This window comes from Prevotella merdae (genome assembly GCF_900290275.1).
Lineage (GTDB): Bacteria > Bacteroidota > Bacteroidia > Bacteroidales > Bacteroidaceae > Prevotella > Prevotella merdae.
This window is the reverse complement of the sequence record NZ_LT985323.1, coordinates 1,070,912-1,091,058: the sequence shown is the minus strand read 5'-3', so window position 1 is coordinate 1,091,058 and position 20,147 is coordinate 1,070,912. Positions and strand designations below refer to the sequence as shown.

At 43.6% G+C, this 20,147-nt stretch carries 22 protein-coding genes and 1 tRNA gene; 7 read left to right on the top strand and 16 right to left on the bottom strand.

Annotation, left to right across the window (positions count from 1 at the left end):
* Positions 1-388 precede the first annotated feature (388 nt).
* Genes C9991_RS04425 through C9991_RS16620 form a run of 3 tightly spaced genes read left to right on the top strand, consistent with a single transcriptional unit; the run spans position 389 to position 3,546 of the window.
* Positions 389-2,761, top strand: a complete 2,373-nt coding sequence (locus C9991_RS04425) for a BspA family leucine-rich repeat surface protein (protein ID WP_106811371.1) — start codon at positions 389-391, stop codon at positions 2,759-2,761.
* Positions 2,710-3,372, top strand: coding sequence for a hypothetical protein (locus tag C9991_RS04420; protein ID WP_106811370.1), 663 nt, complete (start codon positions 2,710-2,712; stop codon positions 3,370-3,372). Before C9991_RS04425 ends, C9991_RS04420 begins: the two co-directional genes overlap by 52 nt.
* A gap of 12 nt (positions 3,373-3,384) precedes the next feature.
* Positions 3,385-3,546 carry a hypothetical protein gene (locus C9991_RS16620; protein ID WP_157949359.1) on the top strand — a complete coding sequence of 54 codons (162 nt, stop codon included), beginning with the start codon at positions 3,385-3,387 and terminating at the stop codon, positions 3,544-3,546.
* Positions 3,547-4,337: 791 nt separating this feature from the next.
* Here the strand turns inward: C9991_RS16620 and C9991_RS04415 are convergent.
* The gene (locus C9991_RS04415; RefSeq protein WP_106811369.1) at positions 4,338-5,912 is read right to left on the bottom strand and encodes an ATP-binding protein; all 1,575 of its coding nucleotides are present in this window, start codon (positions 5,910-5,912) and stop codon (positions 4,338-4,340) included.
* A 310-nt stretch (positions 5,913-6,222) separates the two neighbouring features.
* On the opposite strand from C9991_RS04415, the gene rpmH reads away from it, so the two are divergent.
* Complete coding sequence (rpmH, locus tag C9991_RS04410) at positions 6,223-6,378, top strand: 50S ribosomal protein L34 (protein ID WP_004351099.1); 156 nt, start codon at positions 6,223-6,225, stop codon at positions 6,376-6,378.
* Positions 6,379-6,483: 105 nt separating this feature from the next.
* On the opposite strand, the gene C9991_RS04405 is transcribed toward rpmH, so the two are convergent.
* A complete protein-coding gene (locus tag C9991_RS04405; protein ID WP_106811368.1) occupies positions 6,484-7,578 on the bottom strand; it encodes a mannose-1-phosphate guanylyltransferase in 1,095 nt (364 codons plus the stop codon).
* A 197-nt stretch (positions 7,579-7,775) separates the two neighbouring features.
* Here C9991_RS04405 and C9991_RS04400 point away from each other — a divergent pair.
* Positions 7,776-7,857 (top strand) — tRNA-Leu (locus C9991_RS04400).
* A gap of 1,107 nt (positions 7,858-8,964) precedes the next feature.
* Here C9991_RS04400 and C9991_RS04395 read toward each other — a convergent pair.
* Both C9991_RS04395 and C9991_RS04390 read right to left on the bottom strand, forming a co-directional pair.
* Positions 8,965-9,729, bottom strand: a complete 765-nt coding sequence (locus C9991_RS04395; protein WP_106811367.1) for a UDP-2,3-diacylglucosamine diphosphatase — start codon at positions 9,727-9,729, stop codon at positions 8,965-8,967.
* Positions 9,730-9,781: 52 nt separating this feature from the next.
* Positions 9,782-10,102 (bottom strand): metal-sulfur cluster assembly factor, encoded by a 321-nt coding sequence (locus tag C9991_RS04390; protein WP_106811366.1) that lies wholly within the window; start codon positions 10,100-10,102, stop codon positions 9,782-9,784.
* Positions 10,103-10,745: 643 nt separating this feature from the next.
* Between C9991_RS04390 and C9991_RS04385 the strand changes: the two genes are divergently transcribed.
* Together C9991_RS04385 and C9991_RS04380 are read left to right on the top strand one after the other, a co-directional pair.
* Complete coding sequence (locus tag C9991_RS04385; RefSeq protein ID WP_106811365.1) at positions 10,746-12,020, top strand: glycosyltransferase family 4 protein; 1,275 nt, start codon at positions 10,746-10,748, stop codon at positions 12,018-12,020.
* Between the two features lie 87 nt (positions 12,021-12,107).
* Positions 12,108-12,890, top strand: a complete 783-nt coding sequence (locus C9991_RS04380) for a glycosyltransferase family 2 protein (protein ID WP_106811364.1) — start codon at positions 12,108-12,110, stop codon at positions 12,888-12,890.
* A 260-nt stretch (positions 12,891-13,150) separates the two neighbouring features.
* Here the strand turns inward: C9991_RS04380 and C9991_RS16615 are convergent, their stop codons facing one another.
* The 12 genes from C9991_RS16615 to rpmD all read right to left on the bottom strand — a co-directional run bounded on the left by C9991_RS16615 (position 13,151) and on the right by rpmD (position 20,143).
* Positions 13,151-13,309 (bottom strand): hypothetical protein, encoded by a 159-nt coding sequence (locus C9991_RS16615; protein ID WP_157949358.1) that lies wholly within the window; start codon positions 13,307-13,309, stop codon positions 13,151-13,153.
* 533 nt (positions 13,310-13,842) lie between these two features.
* Positions 13,843-14,331: a 50S ribosomal protein L17 gene (rplQ, locus tag C9991_RS04370; protein WP_106811363.1), complete on the bottom strand. Its 489-nt coding sequence runs from the start codon at positions 14,329-14,331 to the stop codon at positions 13,843-13,845.
* A 6-nt stretch (positions 14,332-14,337) separates the two neighbouring features.
* Complete coding sequence (locus C9991_RS04365) at positions 14,338-15,330, bottom strand: DNA-directed RNA polymerase subunit alpha (protein WP_106811362.1); 993 nt, start codon at positions 15,328-15,330, stop codon at positions 14,338-14,340.
* 11 nt (positions 15,331-15,341) lie between these two features.
* Positions 15,342-15,947 carry a 30S ribosomal protein S4 gene (rpsD, locus tag C9991_RS04360; protein ID WP_106811361.1) on the bottom strand — a complete coding sequence of 202 codons (606 nt, stop codon included), beginning with the start codon at positions 15,945-15,947 and terminating at the stop codon, positions 15,342-15,344.
* Positions 15,948-16,030: 83 nt separating this feature from the next.
* Positions 16,031-16,420 (bottom strand): 30S ribosomal protein S11, encoded by a 390-nt coding sequence (gene rpsK / locus C9991_RS04355; protein ID WP_106811360.1) that lies wholly within the window; start codon positions 16,418-16,420, stop codon positions 16,031-16,033.
* Positions 16,421-16,503: 83 nt separating this feature from the next.
* Entirely contained in the window at positions 16,504-16,884 is a 381-nt protein-coding gene (gene rpsM / locus C9991_RS04350) for a 30S ribosomal protein S13 (RefSeq protein ID WP_094879355.1), read from the bottom strand.
* A gap of 96 nt (positions 16,885-16,980) precedes the next feature.
* Complete coding sequence (gene ykgO / locus C9991_RS04345) at positions 16,981-17,097, bottom strand: type B 50S ribosomal protein L36 (protein WP_007899708.1); 117 nt, start codon at positions 17,095-17,097, stop codon at positions 16,981-16,983.
* A 12-nt stretch (positions 17,098-17,109) separates the two neighbouring features.
* Complete coding sequence (gene infA / locus C9991_RS04340; protein ID WP_004341775.1) at positions 17,110-17,328, bottom strand: translation initiation factor IF-1; 219 nt, start codon at positions 17,326-17,328, stop codon at positions 17,110-17,112.
* A 22-nt stretch (positions 17,329-17,350) separates the two neighbouring features.
* On the bottom strand, positions 17,351-18,136 hold the full coding sequence (gene map, locus C9991_RS04335; protein ID WP_106811746.1) for a type I methionyl aminopeptidase: 786 nt from the start codon (positions 18,134-18,136) through the stop codon (positions 17,351-17,353).
* Between the two features lie 13 nt (positions 18,137-18,149).
* Complete coding sequence (secY, locus tag C9991_RS04330) at positions 18,150-19,487, bottom strand: preprotein translocase subunit SecY (RefSeq protein WP_106811359.1); 1,338 nt, start codon at positions 19,485-19,487, stop codon at positions 18,150-18,152.
* A 9-nt stretch (positions 19,488-19,496) separates the two neighbouring features.
* Entirely contained in the window at positions 19,497-19,943 is a 447-nt protein-coding gene (gene rplO / locus C9991_RS04325) for a 50S ribosomal protein L15 (RefSeq protein WP_106811358.1), read from the bottom strand.
* A gap of 23 nt (positions 19,944-19,966) precedes the next feature.
* Positions 19,967-20,143 carry a 50S ribosomal protein L30 gene (rpmD, locus tag C9991_RS04320; RefSeq protein WP_106811357.1) on the bottom strand — a complete coding sequence of 59 codons (177 nt, stop codon included), beginning with the start codon at positions 20,141-20,143 and terminating at the stop codon, positions 19,967-19,969.
* Positions 20,144-20,147 lie beyond the last annotated feature (4 nt).

The window sequence follows — 20,147 nt, the reverse complement described above, 5'->3', positions numbered from 1 at the left end:
AACGATATGGAAAAGAAAGAATATATAAAGCCTGAAATGAATGTCTACCAAATGGAGACACAAGCTATACTCGCAGGCTCTAATATCAAGATAGCTACAGAAGATGATTACGACGAAGAATCGGTTAATGACTATCGCGATTCAAATGGCAGCATTTGGGCTGATTAAAAGAAGCCTCACCTTCAATAATAATACCTCATGACACTCATGCCATGGGGTATTTTCATTTAATTTTGCGTCTTTTGCGTCTCTTTTTTACGTTTTTGCGTCATTTTGCGTCTGCATAAAATTAAGCAGATATAATTATTATTGATAAATTTGCAGCGATATGTAGGCATCTCTATATATGTCTATTGCCTTTTCGATTAATTATCAACAATAAATAAGTATGAAAAAATCTACTATTTCTAAACAATGGTCTATCACAACAGACCTTTTCTCAACTCTTGCTGTCAAGAGCCGCAAGCTCTCTATGCTTTGGTTGATGTTACTCACGTTGTTGTTTGTGCCTACCAGTATGGTGGCGGAGACCACAACAGAAGACCCTCGCTATGTTTTGTTCAAAGGCTTAGAGGGTATAACCGATGTTACCATTACTGATGACGGCGGTTATCCTTGGAAGATGCTGGACTTGAACGCAGATGGAATGAAGGATCTTGGCTTCCCTATTCCTGATGGTAGCAAGGGACTGATGTCAAGTAATTATAATGTGAATAGTAGCACTTCAGAGACTGTAGTCAATTTCACAGTAGAAAAGCCTATGTTATTGACGTTTAAGTATCTCGTTTCTTCAGAAGATTTTGATAAAGCCACTATTACTTTAGATAACAAAGAGCCTTGGACGATTAGCGAAATAATGCAAATAGGGATTAAAGCATTATTATCTGTTGGCAAGCATTCTTTGAAGTTGTCTTACACAAAAGACGAATCTGAGAATGAAAATGCCGACCGCACATGCATATACGATCTGAAAACAGCAACCACTTTTTCTGAATATGTTGCAGACTACGTTGCTACGAACTCTACATTGACTTTCAAAAATATCACTTCTGACAATCTGGAAGGTCTTGATTTTAGCCGTATAGCTATAGTATATGACGAACAGCCGGTGGAAGATATGTGCGTTAATTTAGGTATAGAAACTACAGCTATCAAGAATATCGTTTTCGATGAGAGTTTCAAGACTTACGCTCCTACATCGTTGAGAGGTTTCTTTATAAACTGCAAGACATTAGAAACAATTTCAGGCCTTAAATATTTGAATACAGCGAATGTGACGGATATGAGCTTTATGTTCCATGGCTGCTCCGCTCTCAAATCTCTCGACCTCAAAAACTTCAACACGGCGGAGGTGACGAATATGTACCATATGTTCTATGGCTGCTCCGCTCTCGAATCTCTTAACCTCACTAACTTCAATACAGCGGAGGTGACGAATATGTACCATATGTTCTATGGCTGCTCCGCTCTCGAATCTCTTAACCTCACTAACTTCAATACAGCGAATGTGACGGATATGAACCATATGTTCTATGACTGCTCCGCTCTCGAATCTCTTGTCATCACTAACTTCAACACCGAGAATGTGACGAATATGAGCTTTATATTCGGTGGCTGCTCCGCTCTCGAATCTCTTAACCTCACTAACTTCAATACAGCGAATGTGACGGATATGAGCTTTATGTTCCATGGCTGCTCCGCTCTCAAATCTCTCGACCTCACTAACTTCAACACAGCGAAGGTGGTGTATATGGACAATATGTTCTATGGCTGCTCCGCTCTCAAATCTCTCGACCTCACTAACTTCAACACAGCGAAGGTGACGTATATGAACAATATGTTCTATGGCTGCTCCGCTCTCACAACCATCTACGCCAGCGACAAGTTTGATACGGACAATGTTAGGAACAGTTTAGATATGTTCACTGGTTGCAAAAGTCTCAAAGATTATAGCGATAGCAAGACCGACCACACCTATGCCAACTACGGTACGATTGGTTATTTTACTCCTGTATTTGATTATGCCGAGTTTGACAATGCTACTGGAACGCTTACATTCAGACGCAGCCTTTCCAAGCCCGCAGGTGCTTATGATTTGAATGAGGGGAATACCAAGCCGGGGTGGCTTACGCAAAAAGAAAATATCTATAAGGTGGTCTTCGATGCTTCGTTTGCCAATACAAGACCAACGAGCTGTTGTAAGTGGTTCGATGGATGCCAAAATCTGACCGAAATTAAAGGTATTGAGAATCTGAATACCCAGAACGTGACGGATATGAGTAGTATGTTCTCTGATTGCCAAAAACTCACCTCTCTCGACCTCTCTAACTTCAATACAGCGAATGTGAAGTATATGAGAAGTATGTTCGGTTTTTGTCAAAAACTCACATCTCTCAACGTCACTAACTTCAATACAGCGAATGTGGAGGACATGAGAAGTATGTTCAAGAACTGCTCCGCTCTCACAGGTATCTTCGCCAGCAATAAGTTTGTTACGGACATGGTTATTGATGGTTCTGATATGTTCAGTGGTTGCGACAAACTCATCGGTGCCATAAAATACATCGGAAGCCAGACCGACCACCATTATGCCAACTACGAGAATGGCTACTTCACCAAGCTGGTAGGTAAGAATGGTGAAGAGAAGATAGGTGCAACGGGAAAACTCTTGCTACGGAGAATCTCGCTTTTGACGACGACAAGGATTTCGTGGCTTATGAGCAGTTCGCAGCCAAGGCTGCATCTTATAGTCGCAAGATAAAGGAAGGTACTACCTGGGCTACGCTCTGCTTGCCTTTCGAGGTGTCGCTTGAAGGCCAGAACTTCCGTGCATTCAAGCTTCTTTCGGCTGATGAGGATACAGAAACTGTAGAACTCGAAGAGGTTAAGACAATAGAGGCTGGTACTCCTGTTATTATCAAGATGAAGGAGGGAGCCACCGAGCTCAAATTCACTGAAGCCAACAAGAATATTGCCAAAGATGTTCTGACCACGGCAACAGCTGACGGCTATCAGCTCCAGGGCCTCTACACCCAAAAGGAGTTCAGCAAGGATGCTGACAACAACTGCTACATCGTGAAGGGCAACAAGCTGATGAACCCTGCCATGCTGTTGGAGAAGTCAAAGGTACAAAAGGTAGCAAGCAAGCCATTCCGTGCTTACATGGTAGACAACTCTACTACTCCTGCCGCTGGTGCCAAGATGTTCAGCATCGGCTTCGACGATAGCACAACAGCCATCGACAACCTCAACACCATTGCAGACGATAAGGCAGAATACTACGACCTGCAGGGCAAGCGCCTTAACGAGCCTCAAAAGGGCATCAACATCGTGAAGCGTAATGGCAAAACAATGAAAGTTATAATCAAATAAACATTGAACGATATGGAAAAGAAAGAATATATAAAGCCTGAAATGAATGTCTACCAAATGGAGACACAAGCTATACTCGCAGGCTCTAATATCAAGATAGCTACAGAAGATGATTACGACGAAGAATCGGTTAATGACTATCGCGATCCAAATGGCAACATTTGGGCTGATTAAAAGAAGCCTCACCTTCAATAATGATACCTCATGGCATGAGTGCCATGAGGTATTATTATTGAATACAGATTCTGCTGATTATACTGATATACTGGCCCAAAGCGAAGCATCAGTTTAATCAGATAAATCCGTATTCATTTATTATTGAATACAGATTCTACTGATTTTACTGATATACTGGCTCAAGGCGAAGCATCAGTTTAATCAGATAAATCCGCATTCATTTATTATTGAATACAGATTCTGCTGATTTTACTGATATACTGGCTCAAGGCGAAGCATCAGTTTAATCAGATAAATCCGTATTCATTTATTATTGAATACAGATTCTGCTGATTTTACTGATATACTGGCTCAAAGCGAAGCATCAGTTTAATCAGAATAATCCGTATTCATTTATTATTGAATACAGATTCTGCTGATTTTACTGAAATACTGGCTCAAGGCGAAACATCAGTTTAATCAGATAAATCCGTATTCATTTATTATTGAATACAGATTCTGCTGATTATACTGATATACTGGCCCAAAGCGAAGCATCAGTTTAATCAGAATAATCCGTATTCATTTATTATTGAATACAGATTCTGCTGATTTTACTGAAATACTGGCTCAAGGCGAAGCATCAGTTTAATCAGATAAATCCGTATTCATTTATTATTGAATACAGATTCTGCTGATTATACTGATATACTGGCCCAAAGCGAAGCATCAGTTTAATCAGAATAATCCGTATTCATTTATTATTGAATACAGATTCTGCTGATTTTACTGATTTTCGTTTTGTTTTGTTATACTTCCTTCCAATCCACCAATCCCTTTCCCTTATCGTCCAGTTCTATGGCAAGGGCAACGACTTTTCGTTTGTCGGCCTTGAACGGTTCGGCATATTGCTTGGCTCTTATTTGCTCGGTTGCAGCATCAATACCGCCATTGTTGCTAAGCTTCAGTTCAAGCACATAGACGAAGTTGGTGTTTTCTACCACCATACCTATTCTGCCCGTAGCAATCATCTTTTCTACTTCCACACGGCAACCGATGGCATTGAATATAGTGCTCATAATAAGGCGGTAGCGCTCTTCCATATCCATGCTGGCAAGCTTCTTGTTGCTGTAAGGCACATCTGCTATAAGAGCTTTCAGGCATTTCATGGCCTGAGGAAGATTGCCAAGTTGAAGGGCAAGAAACAGACCTGACTGAGTAGATTGGATACCACCCGCACTTCGCAAGGTAAGTGCTGGTAAAACCGTTTCGTAAAGCGCTTGTCTTACTTCATTATTAGGGAATCCCAAGATGTAAACTCCCATTTGGTAACCCTTTATCGTAAGATAACCCGACTGATAGAGAAACAATTCAGCTCCACCACCCGTCACGTCAGAAGTTTCAATGATGGTGCTTAACAAGGCACTATGATCAAAATCTGCCAAACGAACCTCCATATCATCCACAAACTTAGGCAACAAAGAAGTTGCACCGGATGAAGCCCAATAGTTCCTCAGCTTAGAATCAGCGAGGGCATTGATAAGACTGAACGGATTGAAAATATCCACCATATTCTCATGACTAAAATGATAGCCATCATAGTAGGCTGTCAATTGTGCTACAGCCTCGTCGAAAGTCCATCCATTTCTTGATGCCAATTTGCTTATTTCGGGTTTGAAATCACGTAAAACCTCCTCCTTAGTAATACCACAGATGGCAGCGTACTCTGGCTCAAAACTGATATTGCTCAGATTATTTAGCACAGAGAAAAGTGAGATTTGCGTAAACTTGGTAATACCAGTGATGAAGACAAACTTCTCGTATTTGTCGTCGGCTTTCAATATGGCAAACACTTCTCTATAGATAGAGGTGCATGCTTCGTGGTGCGGAGTCTTCCATGAATGCTGCAATGGAGAGTCGTATTCGTCTATGAGAATAGCCACTTGTTGTCCTGTCTGCTCATACGAACCAACGATTATGGCATTGAAGCGGTCGGCAAGACTATCTGTAGGATTAGGAACCAATGAATATTCTTTTTCGTATTGTCTGAAAATATTATTGAGATAAGAACGCAAAGTATCAGGTTCAGCACCCGCACGACTCATATCGAGCCTTATGACAGGTCGCTTCACCCATTCCTTCTCCATCTGCATTATTTTCAATTCCTCGAATAGTTCCTTCTTTCCCGTGAAATAGGCTTCGAGTGTATCGACAAGCACCGACTTGCCAAAGCGACGTGGGCGGCTTAGGTAATTATACTTTTTCCCCTTTTGGGCAAGTTGCCAGATGATATCAGTCTTGTCAACATAAAGGTATCCTTCCTTTCTGATTTCCTCAAAAGACTGGATGCCTACGGGCAATCTTCTATTGTTTGTCTCTACCATAATACATTATCTTTATAGAAGATAGGCTGCATCTCAGCAATCGGAGCAAGCTCCATTGCGTTCGATTTGCACTATCTTGAGTTTTCAAGTGCTAATTTACGATTATTTCCTCAAACCGCCATGTTTTTATCTGCTTTTCTATTTGTAAATATATGCAAACTTACGCTATTTATAAGCACTGACAAGCCTTAACAACAAAAAAAACGTAAAAATAGAAGTAAAAAGAGGGTAAGTCTTTGTTTTTTAAAAAATTATGAGTAATTTTGCAACCCAAAAGCGTGAATAATAACAAATAAATAAAAATAAGACAATGAAAAGAACATTTCAGCCGCACAATCGTCGTCGCGTAAACAAGCACGGTTTCCGTGAGCGTATGGCTACAAAGAATGGTCGTCGCGTATTGGCTTCTCGCCGCGCTCATGGCCGCAAGAAGTTGACAGTATCTGACGAGCACCACGGAAAGTAATCGTTTCTGTACATACAGAACGGTTTGTCGTGCCGCTCATCTATCAGATGACGACAAAAAGCAGCAACATTCCAACTTAGGTTGGATGTTGCTGCTTTTTTTATTTTAAATAAACTCGTTGCCTTTCTTTAGTTGAATCTCGTTGATAAGGCGCCGGATATTCGACGATGAGTCTTCCTTTTTGCATATCAGCAATACGTTGCCTTCCTCGGCTACGATAAAGCCTTCGAGGCCTGAAAGAACGGCAAGTCGGCCCTTTGGCAACTTAATAACGTTGTCGCGTGCATTGTCGAGCACAACGTCTGTATCTACCACTACGTTATCACCATCGCCCTTCTGTCGGGCTTCGTATATGCTGTGCCATGTACCAAGGTCGGCCCATCCAAAGTCGCAACACATTACGCATACGTCAGGCGACTTCTCCAATATGCCGTAATCGATAGACAAATTGGGATAGGAAGGGAAGTTCTCGTGTATGTATCGGTTCTCCTCCTCAAAATTATAACCATTCGGACAGCAATCATTGTCGAAGTTGCGCAATACTGGCGGCAATAATGCACGGAAAGAGTCGAGCAGATGTCGGGCATTGGCAAGGAACATACCGGTGTTCCAATAGAACTCGCCACTCTCCATAAACATACGGGCAAAGTCACGCTCGGGTTTCTCCGTGAACGACTTTACATGATATACACCATCCGTTACACGCTCACCCATCTGTATGTAGCCATAGCCTGGCTCAGGACGTGTTGGCTTTACGCCCATAGTGAGCATATGTTGCTTGTTGCTTACAAACTGGAAGCCACGCTCTACGGCATCAGCAAACTTCTGCTCGCCTATTACCGTTTGGTCGGAAGGCACTACGATGATATTGGCATCGGGGTTGATATTCACAATACGATGGGTACACCATGCCACGCTGGGCGCGGTATTGCGGTGGATAGGTTCGGCAAGCAATTGTATGGCACTGAGCTCGGGCAACTGCTCGCGCACAATGTCGGCATACAACTCATTGGTGTTGACATATATATTCTCGGGTGGAAGAATTTTTGCAAACCTGTCATAGGTTTGCTGCAGCTGTGTGCGCCCGGTGCCGAAGAAGTCGACAAACTGCTTAGGACGTTCCTCACGGCTGCAAGGCCATAGACGGCGGCCTTTGCCACCGGCAAGGATGACACAGTAGTTGTTTTGGTTTTTCTTCATGTCATTATAGATTTACTGGAATAGATTAAACATGTCGTTTAGACATCTACGAAGTTAGCTATTTCTTGCGAATTTGCCAAGGTATTGGCATTATTTTAAAATGAAATTATCCTAAAAGAACATTTATTAGGATTTTATGCCCAAAAATTTTGCAGAACTGAAAAATTATTGTACCTTTGCACTCGCAAAACGCCAACGCCCAGATGGCGGAATCGGTAGACGCGCTGGTCTCAAACACCAGTGGAGCAATCCATCCCGGTTCGATCCCGGGTCTGGGTACAAAGAAACGACTGACAGCTCATTGAGCTTCAGTCGTTTTTTTTGTTTATAGCCAGTGACTACGCATATTATATAATGGAAGGTTTACCGTGTTGTAAATAAGGTGTAAGATGGAGTGTTAAGGGTTGGGTGTTATTGACAGCAAGCAAAGGTTCGTTTGCTAGCAAGCATAGATACGTTTGATAGCAAGCAAAGATACGTTTGACAGCAAGCAAAGGTTCGTTTGATAGCAAGCATAGATCGAATTTATATGTTATCAACGTCTTATACTGTCATTTAAAACGCTGCAATAATACATTTTTTGGGGTTCATCCGATATTTGGAGTGACACAAGCTGGAGGTTATCGTGGAGGTTGGCGTCTTGATGTTCGTATAATAGACGTATAATTTATAGCTCGTATAATGAACGTATAATTTTACTTGTAGTTCTTTTGTATGTAGTTCCCACAGAATGCACAGACCACACAGAAGCCTACGGGCTTAAGCTTTTCGAATCCACAGAATGGTCTACGCTTCGCGAGACAAGAATCCACAGAAATGATCGCTTGCGCCGCCATAGGCGGCGAACCATGCTTAACCTCGGTGACGCTACACAAGCAATCAATTCTGTGCCTTCTGTCGTATGACGCGTAGCGTCTATAAGCTCTGTGGATTCCAAAACCTTAATCCCGTAGGCTTCTGTGTGGTCTGTGCATTCTGTGGGAACTACAAGCAAAAGAGATACAAGTACAAGAGCCTCTCCCCGATAAACTGCAATTTACACTTCTGTCACTCCATATTCCGGATGAACCTGATTTATATTATCAAGTATCAACAAAGCGGAGTCGGACGCTATCGATGACAATTTGTAAGCCGCATCAATAGCCTGGCAGTGCCTCTCCTTACAACCCGTAATCAGAAGTACTATTAATACTAATAGAAATATGGGAATCTTGTTATTCATGACTTCTTAATATGCCCAAAGATACGTAATAATATCCATATATATATTAAATGGCAAAGTAATATATATTACTTTTTACATAGCCTGAGCCAAATAGAATATAGCGTAAGAACAAGCTGGAGGTACGTCAACATGCCGCACCTCCCACTATATGAGCCAAAGTGTTAAGGCTGGCTCTCGCCCTCAACATATTCCTCAAGGAACATGTGCTCACCATCAAACACGGCGTAGGTGAACTGGGATATCCAGTCGCCCAATATCATCATGCGCGTCTTCTTAGATAGGAAGAGGTCGAGCTCGATATGACGATGCCCAAACATGAAATAGTCTACATTTGGGTGGGTATTCATATACTGCTTGGCATATTGCACAAGAAACTCGCGATGCTCGCCCATATACGGAGGCTCCTTGCCGTCGGCTCGCTTAAGCCTTGAATGCTTAGCCCACGTCATACCAAACCACATAGACCAGCGCGGATGCAACATTGCGAAGAGACGCTGACACGTATGGTTGTGGAACATACGGCTAAGAAACTTGAACTTACGGTCAGGATCGCCCAGTCCGTCGCCATGTGCTATATAGAACACACGGTCGTATATCTCTACTGTCTCTGGCTTTGTATGCACCGTCATGCCACATTCTTCCTCAAGATATCCATATGTCCAGATGTCGTGGTTGCCGGTAAAGAAATGTACCTCGACACCCATATCTGTAAGTTCGGACAACTTGCCCAGGAAACGTGTATAGCCCTTGGGCACCACGTAGCGCCACTCGCACCAGAAGTCGAACATATCGCCAAGCAGATATATGGCACGTGCCTTTGTCTTTATCGAATCAAGAAACCTTACCAGTCGGCGCTCCTGCGTGCGACTGTGGTCGATGGCCCATGAGCCAAGATGGGCATCGGAGAGGAAATAGACGTTCTTCATAGCGATTGATAAATTTATTGTATTAGTAAAATAAAAGGTATAACGCCCGACATTAATCGAAGCCCAACTCTACACGTGCCTCTTCTGTCATCATGCTCTGATCCCAAACTGGTTCGAACACGAGATTGACATTAGACGACTTAACTCCTTCCAGGGAGTCGACCTTCTGGCGTACATCCTCAAGGATAAAGTCGGCTGCCGGACACGACGGAGCGGTGAACGTCATATCAATATCCACATTGCCATCGTTAGCCACATCTATCTTATAGATAAGACCAAGGTCGTATATATTAACGGGGATTTCGGGGTCGTATACTGTTTTAAGCACGTCAACGATGCGCTCTTCCAACTTTGTTTTATCTTCTTGTGTCATAATATATTGTTTTGTTGTGAGATGTATGTTATTGTTGCGGGATGTATATTATTGTTGTGGGATGTGTATTTATGTTGTGTGATGTGCAAATTTAGTCAAAATTATTGGAATAACGCCATCTGACATTGGAATAATACAAATAGCCAATGCCTTTGGCACGAATATGGACAAAAAAATTACGGCACCACTCTCAACGAGCAGTACCGTAAAGCCTATGTTTAACTAAAAATCCTTTTCGTAATTAATGAAGATCCTCACGAATCCTCATAGCTACCTGTTAAACAATCGTTCAATTTACCTTAAACCTAATAACTAAAAACCTAAATCTATTACTACTAACCTAAACAATCTATTAACCTTTTGACGATGCAAAGGTACAAACTTTCCGGCACCCTACAAACAATAATCATACTAATATTCATTAAATATGCCTTTTATTGATTTACATCAAAACTGTGTGTTCGGACACAACTATTTGATTAACTTTTATTTAATCATTATGGTTATAATCTGTAAGTTTGTTAATGGATTTGGCTAACAATCCAGACTCATACCATATTTACCCTATTAATACAAAATTATGGCGACAACAGAACGTTAATCGAGAAAAAATGAGTAAGTTTGCGAAATATAAAGAACAACTATGAGAGTACTCATCGTAAATACAAGCGAAAAGACTGGCGGAGCCGCTGTTGCAGCCAATCGCCTTATGGAAGCACTGATGAACAATGGTGTGAAAGCCAAGATGCTTGTCGGAGATAAACAAACCGACGAGATAAGTGTTGTGCCACTACCACACAAATGGGCTGTGAAGTGGCATTTTCTTAGAGAAAGGCTATCGATATTCCTGCGACTTCATCTGCAGAAGAAACATCTGTTCGAGATAGACATTGCCAACTCGGGCAGCGACATCACACGTTTGCCTGAATTTAAAGAGGCTGACGTAATACACCTTAATTGGATAAACCAAGGTATGCTGTCGCTGAACAACATACGCAAAATTGTGAAAAGCGGCAAACCTGTAGTGTGGACCATGCACGACCTGTGGGCTGCTACGGGCATATGCCACTATGCTCGCACATGTCCTTCGTTTAGAACTGGATGCCACAACTGTACGCTATTGCCTTTGCACGGTTCAGCAAATGACCTATCACGACAAATATGGGAGCGCAAGAAACGCCTGTATCAAGGCAGTAATATCCACTTCGTGACTTGCAGCAGATGGCTTGAGGATCAGGCTAAGCAAAGTGCACTGCTATCTGGACAACGCATCTCTGCCATTCCAAATACTATAGACACCCGCATTTTCTGCCCTATCGACAAAAAGGAAGCCAGACTTAAGGCCGGACTGCCTGCAGAGGGACGTATAATTCTATTTGTATCGCAAAAGGTTACAGACGAGAGAAAGGGTGTGGTATATTTTATAGATGCACTCAACCGCCTTGCCGAGGAACATCCTGAAATGAAGGAAAACACGGCTGTGGCTGTGCTTGGAGGATGTTCGGAGGAAGTATGCCAGCAACTTCAAATGCCCTCCTACCCTCTTGGCTACGTTAGCGACGACAGCAAGATTGTGAGCATATACAACTCGGCAGACGTGTATGTGTTGCCTTCACTCGAGGATAATCTGCCTAACACGATAATGGAAGCAACAGCATGTGGTGTGCCAAGCGTGGCTTTCAGAGTGGGAGGCATACCAGAGATGATTGACCATAAACGCACGGGATATCTTGCTAACTTCAAGGACGCTACTGATCTGGCGGAGGGTATTCGTTGGACACTAAACGATGCCGATAAGAATGCACTATCTGCTGCTTGCATAAAGAAGGTGGCGCACAACTACTCGCAGCAGAGTGTGGCTATGCGCTACATCGAGGTGTACAACGAGTTGATTGCTCTGAAACGCTACATTATCTAATGTTGACAAGAAAACGTTACTCCATAAAGTATTAACGCAATTATAAGACATAAAGTATTAAAACGTCAATTACACGACAATATATATATGATTAGATTCTCGATTTTAACCTGTACTTACAATGCTGGCAGCGTGCTTCAACGCACACTTGACAGCATTCTGAATCAAACGTGGGTACAGATAGAACATATTATCGTAGACGGGGCATCAAAGGACAACACAATGGCTCTTGTCAACGCATATCGACAACGCAATACTGAGGAAGATACACAGCACGACATAGTAGTAAGCTCGGAACCTGACCGCGGACTGTACGATGCCATGAACAAGGCTCTAAAGAAAGCTACTGGTGATTACGTGGTATTCCTAAATGCTGGCGATGTTCTGCCAAACGAAAAAACACTAGAAGACATATCAAATGATGTAAATGAACGTTCGGACGGTTTACTGCCTGCGGTTCTCTACGGAAACACTAATATCGTAGACAACGATGGCAATTTACTGCGACCGCGACGTCTATCTCCCCCAGAAAATCTTAACTGGCGCTCATTCCGTCATGGCATGCTTGTTTGTCATCAGGCTTTCTACGTACGCACCGATATAGCCAAAGCAGAGCCATATGACCTAAGATACAGATTCTCTGCAGACGTAGACTGGTGCATCAGAGTTATGAAGCATGCGGAAAAAGAGGGGCTACCTCTGCTACAGATACCCGAAGTGGTAGTAAATTACTTGGATGGAGGTATGACTAACAAGAACCATCGCGCCTCACTAATAGAACGCTTCCGTGTTATGCGTCGCCACTATGGACCAATAACCACCATAGGTATGCACATTTGGTTTGTAATTAGAGCAATGCTTAAAAAGTAGTTTATTGTATCTTATATTTATAAAGTAATCTTCAATGGCATACAAAGTTTATTTCAATCTACTATGAAGTAAACTTTGTATGCCGTTGAAGATATTTCACACATTAACATACATCGAGGATTACAGTGCGTGTTTAAACGAAATACATTATCTTTATTAAGATCAAGACCACAGACATATCTTATATACATTGAAGATTTAGTTAAACATTGGGATTAAAGGCCTGTTAATAAATCATTGGAGGAAACTCCACTATAAAATTAATGAAAAAATGAATAGGGCATGAATGCCACAATCAGAACATTTGACACGATGTTGTCTTCACACATCCACATGAAGGTCTGCACTCCCCCATACCAATCGGTTTCCGACCTATCTCTTTGGGGGCAGCCATTAACATGGGATAATGTTTTCTGCATTCTTTCCTTAATAATATGTTTCAATTACTATCGCTTGATTGTTAGGTTCAGCCCTTCGTGCAACATTATCGACTGTTGCAATATATGGCATCTGCTGACTTCTCACGGCAAGCTGTACTCCGCTTCTTTCGGAAAGAAAAAAAATATATATATTTGAAGGGTCCGTGAGACCTCCTCGGATAAGTACATTGGCTTTCCATCTTATACCCACTTCATTTGTTCGCAAGCTCAAGGAAACTCCACCGACCGTTCCGAATAGCTATCGGGCTTTGGTTTGTTTAGCAGCCTTACCCACGGTCATATGCCTTATACGAAGTTTCTGTCCATTAGGTCAGATGTTTGCCGCCAGCTTCTTTCTGATTTCACCTCACGATGAACACCCTTGCCTTTGGCTATGTAATTCCCGCTATTAGGGCTTATTCGGGACTTGCACCCGTTAGACAATGCTCATGCCGAGCATACTAAAAATAGAAGGTCTGACTGAAAATTCAGTCAGACCTTCTATGTATTGAGATAAAGTCGATAAAATCGAATTATTCAGCCTTTGCCTCTTCTGTAGCCTCTGTTGCAGGTGCCTCAGTAGCAGGAGCCTCTGTTGCCTCTGCAGTAGACTTGCGGCTACGGCGAGTCTTCTTGCCAGCCTTAGCTGTCTTAGCCATGTTCTCGTCGAAGTCAACGAGCTCGATGAATGCAATCTGAGCAGCGTCACCCTTACGAGTGCCGAGCTTGATAACACGAGTATAGCCACCAGGACGATCGCCTACCTTCTCAGCAACAGTGCTGAAAAGCTCCTTGATAGCATACTTGTTTTGGAGGTAGCTGAAAACTACACGACGAGAGTTAGTGCTGTCGTCCTTGCAGCGTGTGATCAGCGGCTCTACATACATCTTCAAGGCCTTAGCCTTGGCGAGAGTCGTAGTGATTCTTTTGTGCATGATCAACGAGATAGCCATGTTAGCGAGCATAGCGTTACGGTGAGATGCAGTACGACCCAGGTGGTTGAATTTCTTATTGTGTCTCATTTTGTTTTATTCTTTATCTAATTTGTATTGAGAAATGTCGGTACCAAACGACAGATTCAGACTCTCGAGCAAATCATCAAGCTCTGAAAGCGATTTCTTACCGAAGTTGCGGAACTTGAGGAGGTCAGTCTTGTTGTACTGTACCAAGTCGCCGAGTGTCTCGACATCGGCAGCCTTAAGGCAGTTAAGCGCACGAACCGAGAGGTTCATGTCTACCAACTTGGTCTTCAAGAGCTGACGCATGTGCAGAACTTCCTCGTCGAACTCCTGGTTGCCCTCGTGCTCTGGGCTCTCGAGAGTGATCTTCTCGTCGCTGAAGAGCATGAAGTGCTGGATGAGGATCTTGGCAGCTTCCTTAAGTGCGTCCTTCGGGTGAATGGAACCGTCCGTTGTGACTTCGAGCACGAGCTTGTCGTAGTCGGTCTTCATCTCGACACGATAAGGCTCCACTGCGTATTTCACGTTACGGATTGGGGTGTAGATAGAATCGATTGGAATTACGTTGACGTCGGTGCAGAATGCGCGGTTTTCGTCTGCTGTGACGTAGCCACGACCCTTATTGATTGTGAGGTCTATCTGCATCGAAGCTTTGGCATCTAAATGACAAATCACCAAATCAGGGTTTAACACTTCAAATCCAGTCAGATACTTGCCTATATCACCAGCCTTGAACTCGGTAGAGTTCTCTACGGTGATACTAACTTTTTCGTTCTCGAATTCTTCTACTACTTGCTTGAATCTTACTTGCTTCAAATTCAAGATAATGTTAGTTACATCCTCCTTGACGCCGGGAACTGAAGAGAATTCGTGCTCAACACCAGAAATCTTGATGGTGTTGATGGCGTAACCCTCCAGCGACGAAAGCAGAATGCGGCGGAGGGCATTACCGATAGTAACACCGAATCCTGGCTCCAATGGACGGAATTCGAACTTGCCGAATTTGTCGTTGGAATCCAACATTACAACTTTGTCAGGTTTTTGAAATGCTAATATCGCCATTAATTTAATGATTATTTAGAGTACAACTCAACGATTAACTGTTCCTTAATGTTCTCTGGAATGTCAGCACGCTCCGGCTTGTGGAGGAACTTACCACACTTAGTGGTCTGATCCCACTCAATCCATGGGAACTTGCTGTGGTTGTAGCCAGCGAGTGCAGCCTCGATAACCTCGAGCGACTTTGACTTCTCGCGAACGCCAACTACCATACCTGGCTTAACTGAGAATGAAGGAATGTTCACTACCTTGCCGTCAACAGTGATATGCTTGTGACCTACAAGCTGACGAGCAGCGGCACGTGTCGGAGCAATACCCAAACGGAATACTACGTTGTCCAAACGGCTCTCAAGATTCTGAAGCAATACCTCACCGGTGATGCCGTCAGCCTTAGCTGCCTTCTCGAACATGTTGCGGAACTGACGCTCGAGAACACCGTATGTGTACTTTGCTTTCTGCTTCTCTGCCAACATGACAGCATACTCAGACTGCTTTCTGCGACGGTTGTTGCCATGCTGTCCAGGAGGGAAGTTTCTCTTGGACAAAACTTTGTCAGCGCCGAAGATGGGTTCACCAAAACGGCGTGCAATTTTAGATTTCGGACCTATATATCTAGCCATAATAAATAATATGCTTTATTGTTGTTTGTATCTTTATATGTATGCAGGCTCAAGGATGATAAAAAGGGCCTGCAAAGGGAAATTTAGACCTTACGACGCTTCGGAGGACGGCAACCGTTGTGTGGAAGCGGAGTTACGTCAACAATCTCTGTTACCTCGATACCGCAGCTGTGTACGCCACGAATTGCAGACTCACGACCGTTACCCGGACCCTTAACGTATGCCTTTACCTTGCGCAGACCAAGATCGAAAGCGATCTTGCCGCAATCCTCTGCTGCTGTCTGGGCTGCGTACGGTGTGTTCTTCTTAGAACCACGGAAGCCCATCTTTCCTGCAGATGACCATGAAATTACCTGTCCCTCGCTATTTGCTAAAGATACAATGATGTTGTTGAATGAGCTGTGAACATGGAGCTGTCCAATAGCGTCAACCTTTACATTTCTTTTCTTAGATGTTGCTGTTTTCTTTGCCATGATTTTGTTTAGTTAAAAGTTAAAAGTTAAAAGCCACACGTGATCATCACTGACCGAACGACGGCTTTGCTTTCAACTAAATTTTACTTAGTAGCCTTCTTCTTGTTAGCAACAGTCTTCTTCTTTCCCTTGCGAGTGCGGGCATTGTTCTTTGTGCTCTGACCGCGAACAGGAAGACCGTTACGATGACGAACTCCACGATAGCAACCAATATCCATCAGTCGCTTGATATTCATCTGGATCTCAGAACGGAGATCACCTTCTACTTTGAATTCAGCGCCGATAATTTCGCGGATCTTGGCAGCCTGCTCGTCGTTCCAATCGCAAACCTTCAGGTCGCGGCTAACGCCGGCTTTATCCAATATCTTTGCTGAACTACTTCGACCGATACCATAGATATAGGTCAATGCGATTTCGCCACGCTTGTTCTGGGGCAAATCTACTCCAACAATTCTTATTGCCATTTGTTAAAATAAAAAATTGATAAATTAATAATTTTAGTTAGTGTGAGAACTGGAAGAACTTTTCACAAGTCTTGCCTTCTCTCGGGTGTTTGTTTTTTAACCCTGACGCATTTTAAACTTAGGGTTCTTCTTGTTGATAACGAACAGACGACCCTTACGACGAACGATCTTGCAGTCGGGTGTACGTTTCTTTAATGATGCTCTTGTTTTCATATATTTAAAATGTTACTTGTATCTGAAAACGATTCTGCCCTTTGTCAGGTCGTAAGGACTCATCTCGACCTTAACCTTGTCGCCGGGAAGGATTTTTATGTAGTGCATTCGCATCTTGCCTGAGATGTGGGCGATAATCTGTACGCCGTTCTCAAGCTCGACTCTGAACATTGCATTGGACAACGACTCAACGATTGTGCCGTCTTGCTCAATTGCGGATTGTTTTGCCATAAATTTATATTTGCTTCTTTAATTAGGAATGTTCTATTTCTTCGAACGTTGACAAGATTTCCGCTTTACCGCGTCTTACAACAATGGTATGCTCGAAGTGAGCGGCGGGCATTCCGTCACGGGTGCATATTCCCCAGCGGTCGGGCATAAGCCATATCTTGCGGTCGCCCATTGTTATCATAGGTTCAATGGCTATGCACATACCTTCCTTAAGCATGACACCATTACCTCGACTACCATAATTGGGAACCGGGGGATCCTCATGCATTTGCTTTCCTATGCCATGACCGGTAAGTTCCCTCACCACGCCATAACCATGCGATTCACAAAAAGATTGTACTGCATCGCCTATATCGCCGACATGATTTCCTGCCACTGCCATTTCTATACCTTTTGTCAGTGACTGACATGTCACTGTCAGTAAATCTCTGACATCTTGGCTTACTTCACCGACACAGAACGTGTAAGCGGAGTCTCCATTATAACCAGCAAGAAGTGTGCCACAATCGATAGAAATAATATCTCCATCCTTGAGAACTGTCTTGTCGTCGGGGATTCCGTGTACTACGACATCGTTAACCGATGTACAAATACTTGCGGGAAACGGCCCTCCAAATGGATTGGGGAAATTCTTAAACGTCGGAACTGCTCCATTATCTCGGATGAATTCCTCAGCCACCTTATCCAACTGAAGGGTCGTTACACCGGGTTTAATATGCTTGGCCAATTCTGCAAGGGTTGCGCCGACAAGTCGGTTAGCCTTGCGCATTAGCTCTATTTCGTCTTCTGTCTTTAGAAATATCTTCATTAGCAAGATAAAATCAATAAGCAGAAACACCTGCACCGCGAGTACGACCAGAATTGAGAAGGCCGTCATAGTGGCGCATGAGCATGTGACTCTCTATCTGCTGTATAGTGTCTATCACAACACCTACAAGGATGAGGAGTGACGTACCACCAAAGAACTGCGAGAATGCCTGCTGCACATTGAGCAGACCGGCGAGTGCCGGCATCACAGCGATAAATGCTATGAACAATGAACCTGGGAATGTAATGCGGGTCATGATAGTGTCGATGTAATCGGCAGTATCCTTACCTGGCTTGATGCCCGGTATGAAGCCGTTATTGCGTTTCATATCCTCAGCCATCTGAGTTGGGTTCAAGGTGATAGCCGTATAGAAATACGTAAAGGCTATGATCAAGAATACATAGATGCAGTTGTAAGGCAAGCTACGGTTGTCCATAAGGGCAGATGCCCAAGACGAAGCTCCATCACTGCTGTAGCGCACAAAGGCGAGAGGGATAAACATCAACGCCTGTGCGAAGATGATAGGCATTACGTTTGCAGCAAACAACTTCAAAGGTATGTACTGGCGGGCGCCGCCATACTGCTTATTACCTACAAGACGCTTTGCGTACTGTACAGGTATTTTGCGGGTACCCTGAACAAGCATGATTGAAGCTAAAATTACGAAATACAGAACGAGGATCTCGATGATGAACATCACGATTCCACCGCCAGAGATGGCTGTGAATCGTGAGCCCAGTTCCTGCACGAAAGCCTGGGGCAGACGTGCAATAATACCAATCATGATGATCATTGAGATACCATTTCCAACTCCCTTGTCAGTGATGCGCTCGCCGAGCCATAGAATGAACATTGAACCTGCAGCGAGGATAATCGTTGCAGGAATCATGAACGATGCCCATGACAAACCTGAGGCGAGGGCTGAAGCAGCCTGAGCCTTAAGGTTGAGCAAGTAAGAAGGGGCCTGGAAGAGAAGGATGAACACAGTCAGGATTCTCGTGTACCAGTTGATCTTCTTACGGCCGCTCTCGCCTTCGCGCTGCATCTTCTGGAAGTAAGGCACAGCCACCGCCAGAAGTTGCATTACGATGGAAGCTGAGATGTATGGCATAATTCCAAGCGCAAAGATAGACGCATTGGAAAATGCACCACCAGAGAACATGTCGAGCAGTGACATAAGACCACCCGCTGTTTGCGACTGAAGTTGATCCAACTTGCCCGGGTTAATGCCTGGAAGCACAACGAACGAGCCGAAACGGTAAATAGCCGTAAACAGGAGAGTAATGAGGAGTCGCTGACGCAAATCCTCAATTCTCCAACAGTTCTTTAGTGTCTCAATAAACTTTTTCATCTACTTTTATTAGATAATAGTTGTGTTACCTCCAACTGCCTTGATAGCCTCTTCAGCAGTCTTAGAGAAAGCATGAGCCTCTACCTCAAGCTTAGCTGTGAGTTCGCCGTTGCCGAGAACCTTAACAAGCTCCTTGCCATTGGTAAGGTGAGCTGCCTTGAGTTCCTCTATTCCGATCTTGGTGAGGTTCTTTGCCTCAGCAAGCTTCTGAAGTGTAGAGAGGTTCACAGCGAAGTACTCCTTGTGGTTGATGTTCTTGAAACCAGCCTTCGGTACTCGACGCTGCAAAGGCATCTGACCACCCTCGAAACCGATCTTTCTCTTGTAACCTGAACGTGCCTTGGCACCCTTGTGACCACGGGTAGAAGTACCACCGAGTCCTGAACCAGGACCGCGACCGATACGACGACGTGAGTGGGTAGAACCTGCAGCAGGCTTTAAACTATTTAATTTCATAATCTGTTCCTTTAAAGATTTAATTAATCAACTACAGTCACCAAGTGATGAACCTTGCGAATCATACCACGTGTGCTCGGAGTGTCCTCAACCTCAACAATCTGAGAGATCTTGCGGAGTCCAAGAGCCTGAAGAGTAGCCTTCTGATCCTTTGGATAACCGATTTTGCTCTTAATCTGCTGTATTTTTATTGTTGCCATTGTA

Bases quoted from the DNA above. Each gene is read 5' to 3' on its own strand.
- rpmH (WP_004351099.1), top strand. From the start codon at position 6,223: ATGAAAAGAACATTTCAGCCGCACAATCGTCGTCGCGTAAACAAGCAC.
- C9991_RS04385 (WP_106811365.1), top strand. From the start codon at position 10,746: ATGAGAGTACTCATCGTAAATACAAGCGAAAAGACTGGCGGAGCCGCT.
- C9991_RS04390 (WP_106811366.1), bottom strand. From the start codon at position 10,102: ATGACACAAGAAGATAAAACAAAGTTGGAAGAGCGCATCGTTGACGTG.
- C9991_RS04415 (WP_106811369.1), bottom strand. From the start codon at position 5,912: ATGGTAGAGACAAACAATAGAAGATTGCCCGTAGGCATCCAGTCTTTT.
- secY (WP_106811359.1), bottom strand. From the start codon at position 19,487: ATGAAAAAGTTTATTGAGACACTAAAGAACTGTTGGAGAATTGAGGAT.
- C9991_RS04365 (WP_106811362.1), bottom strand. From the start codon at position 15,330: ATGGCGATATTAGCATTTCAAAAACCTGACAAAGTTGTAATGTTGGAT.
- C9991_RS04395 (WP_106811367.1), bottom strand. From the start codon at position 9,729: ATGAAGAACGTCTATTTCCTCTCCGATGCCCATCTTGGCTCATGGGCC.
- C9991_RS16620 (WP_157949359.1), top strand. From the start codon at position 3,385: ATGGAAAAGAAAGAATATATAAAGCCTGAAATGAATGTCTACCAAATG.
- rpsM (WP_094879355.1), bottom strand. From the start codon at position 16,884: ATGGCAATAAGAATTGTTGGAGTAGATTTGCCCCAGAACAAGCGTGGC.
- C9991_RS04425 (WP_106811371.1), top strand. From the start codon at position 389: ATGAAAAAATCTACTATTTCTAAACAATGGTCTATCACAACAGACCTT.
- C9991_RS04405 (WP_106811368.1), bottom strand. From the start codon at position 7,578: ATGAAGAAAAACCAAAACAACTACTGTGTCATCCTTGCCGGTGGCAAA.
- map (WP_106811746.1), bottom strand. From the start codon at position 18,136: ATGAAGATATTTCTAAAGACAGAAGACGAAATAGAGCTAATGCGCAAG.
- C9991_RS04380 (WP_106811364.1), top strand. From the start codon at position 12,108: ATGATTAGATTCTCGATTTTAACCTGTACTTACAATGCTGGCAGCGTG.
- rpmD (WP_106811357.1), bottom strand. From the start codon at position 20,143: ATGGCAACAATAAAAATACAGCAGATTAAGAGCAAAATCGGTTATCCA.
- rpsK (WP_106811360.1), bottom strand. From the start codon at position 16,420: ATGGCAAAGAAAACAGCAACATCTAAGAAAAGAAATGTAAAGGTTGAC.
- rpsD (WP_106811361.1), bottom strand. From the start codon at position 15,947: ATGGCTAGATATATAGGTCCGAAATCTAAAATTGCACGCCGTTTTGGT.
- infA (WP_004341775.1), bottom strand. From the start codon at position 17,328: ATGGCAAAACAATCCGCAATTGAGCAAGACGGCACAATCGTTGAGTCG.
- rplQ (WP_106811363.1), bottom strand. From the start codon at position 14,331: ATGAGACACAATAAGAAATTCAACCACCTGGGTCGTACTGCATCTCAC.
- C9991_RS16615 (WP_157949358.1), bottom strand. From the start codon at position 13,309: ATGCAGAAAACATTATCCCATGTTAATGGCTGCCCCCAAAGAGATAGG.
- ykgO (WP_007899708.1), bottom strand. From the start codon at position 17,097: ATGAAAACAAGAGCATCATTAAAGAAACGTACACCCGACTGCAAGATC.
- rplO (WP_106811358.1), bottom strand. From the start codon at position 19,943: ATGAAATTAAATAGTTTAAAGCCTGCTGCAGGTTCTACCCACTCACGT.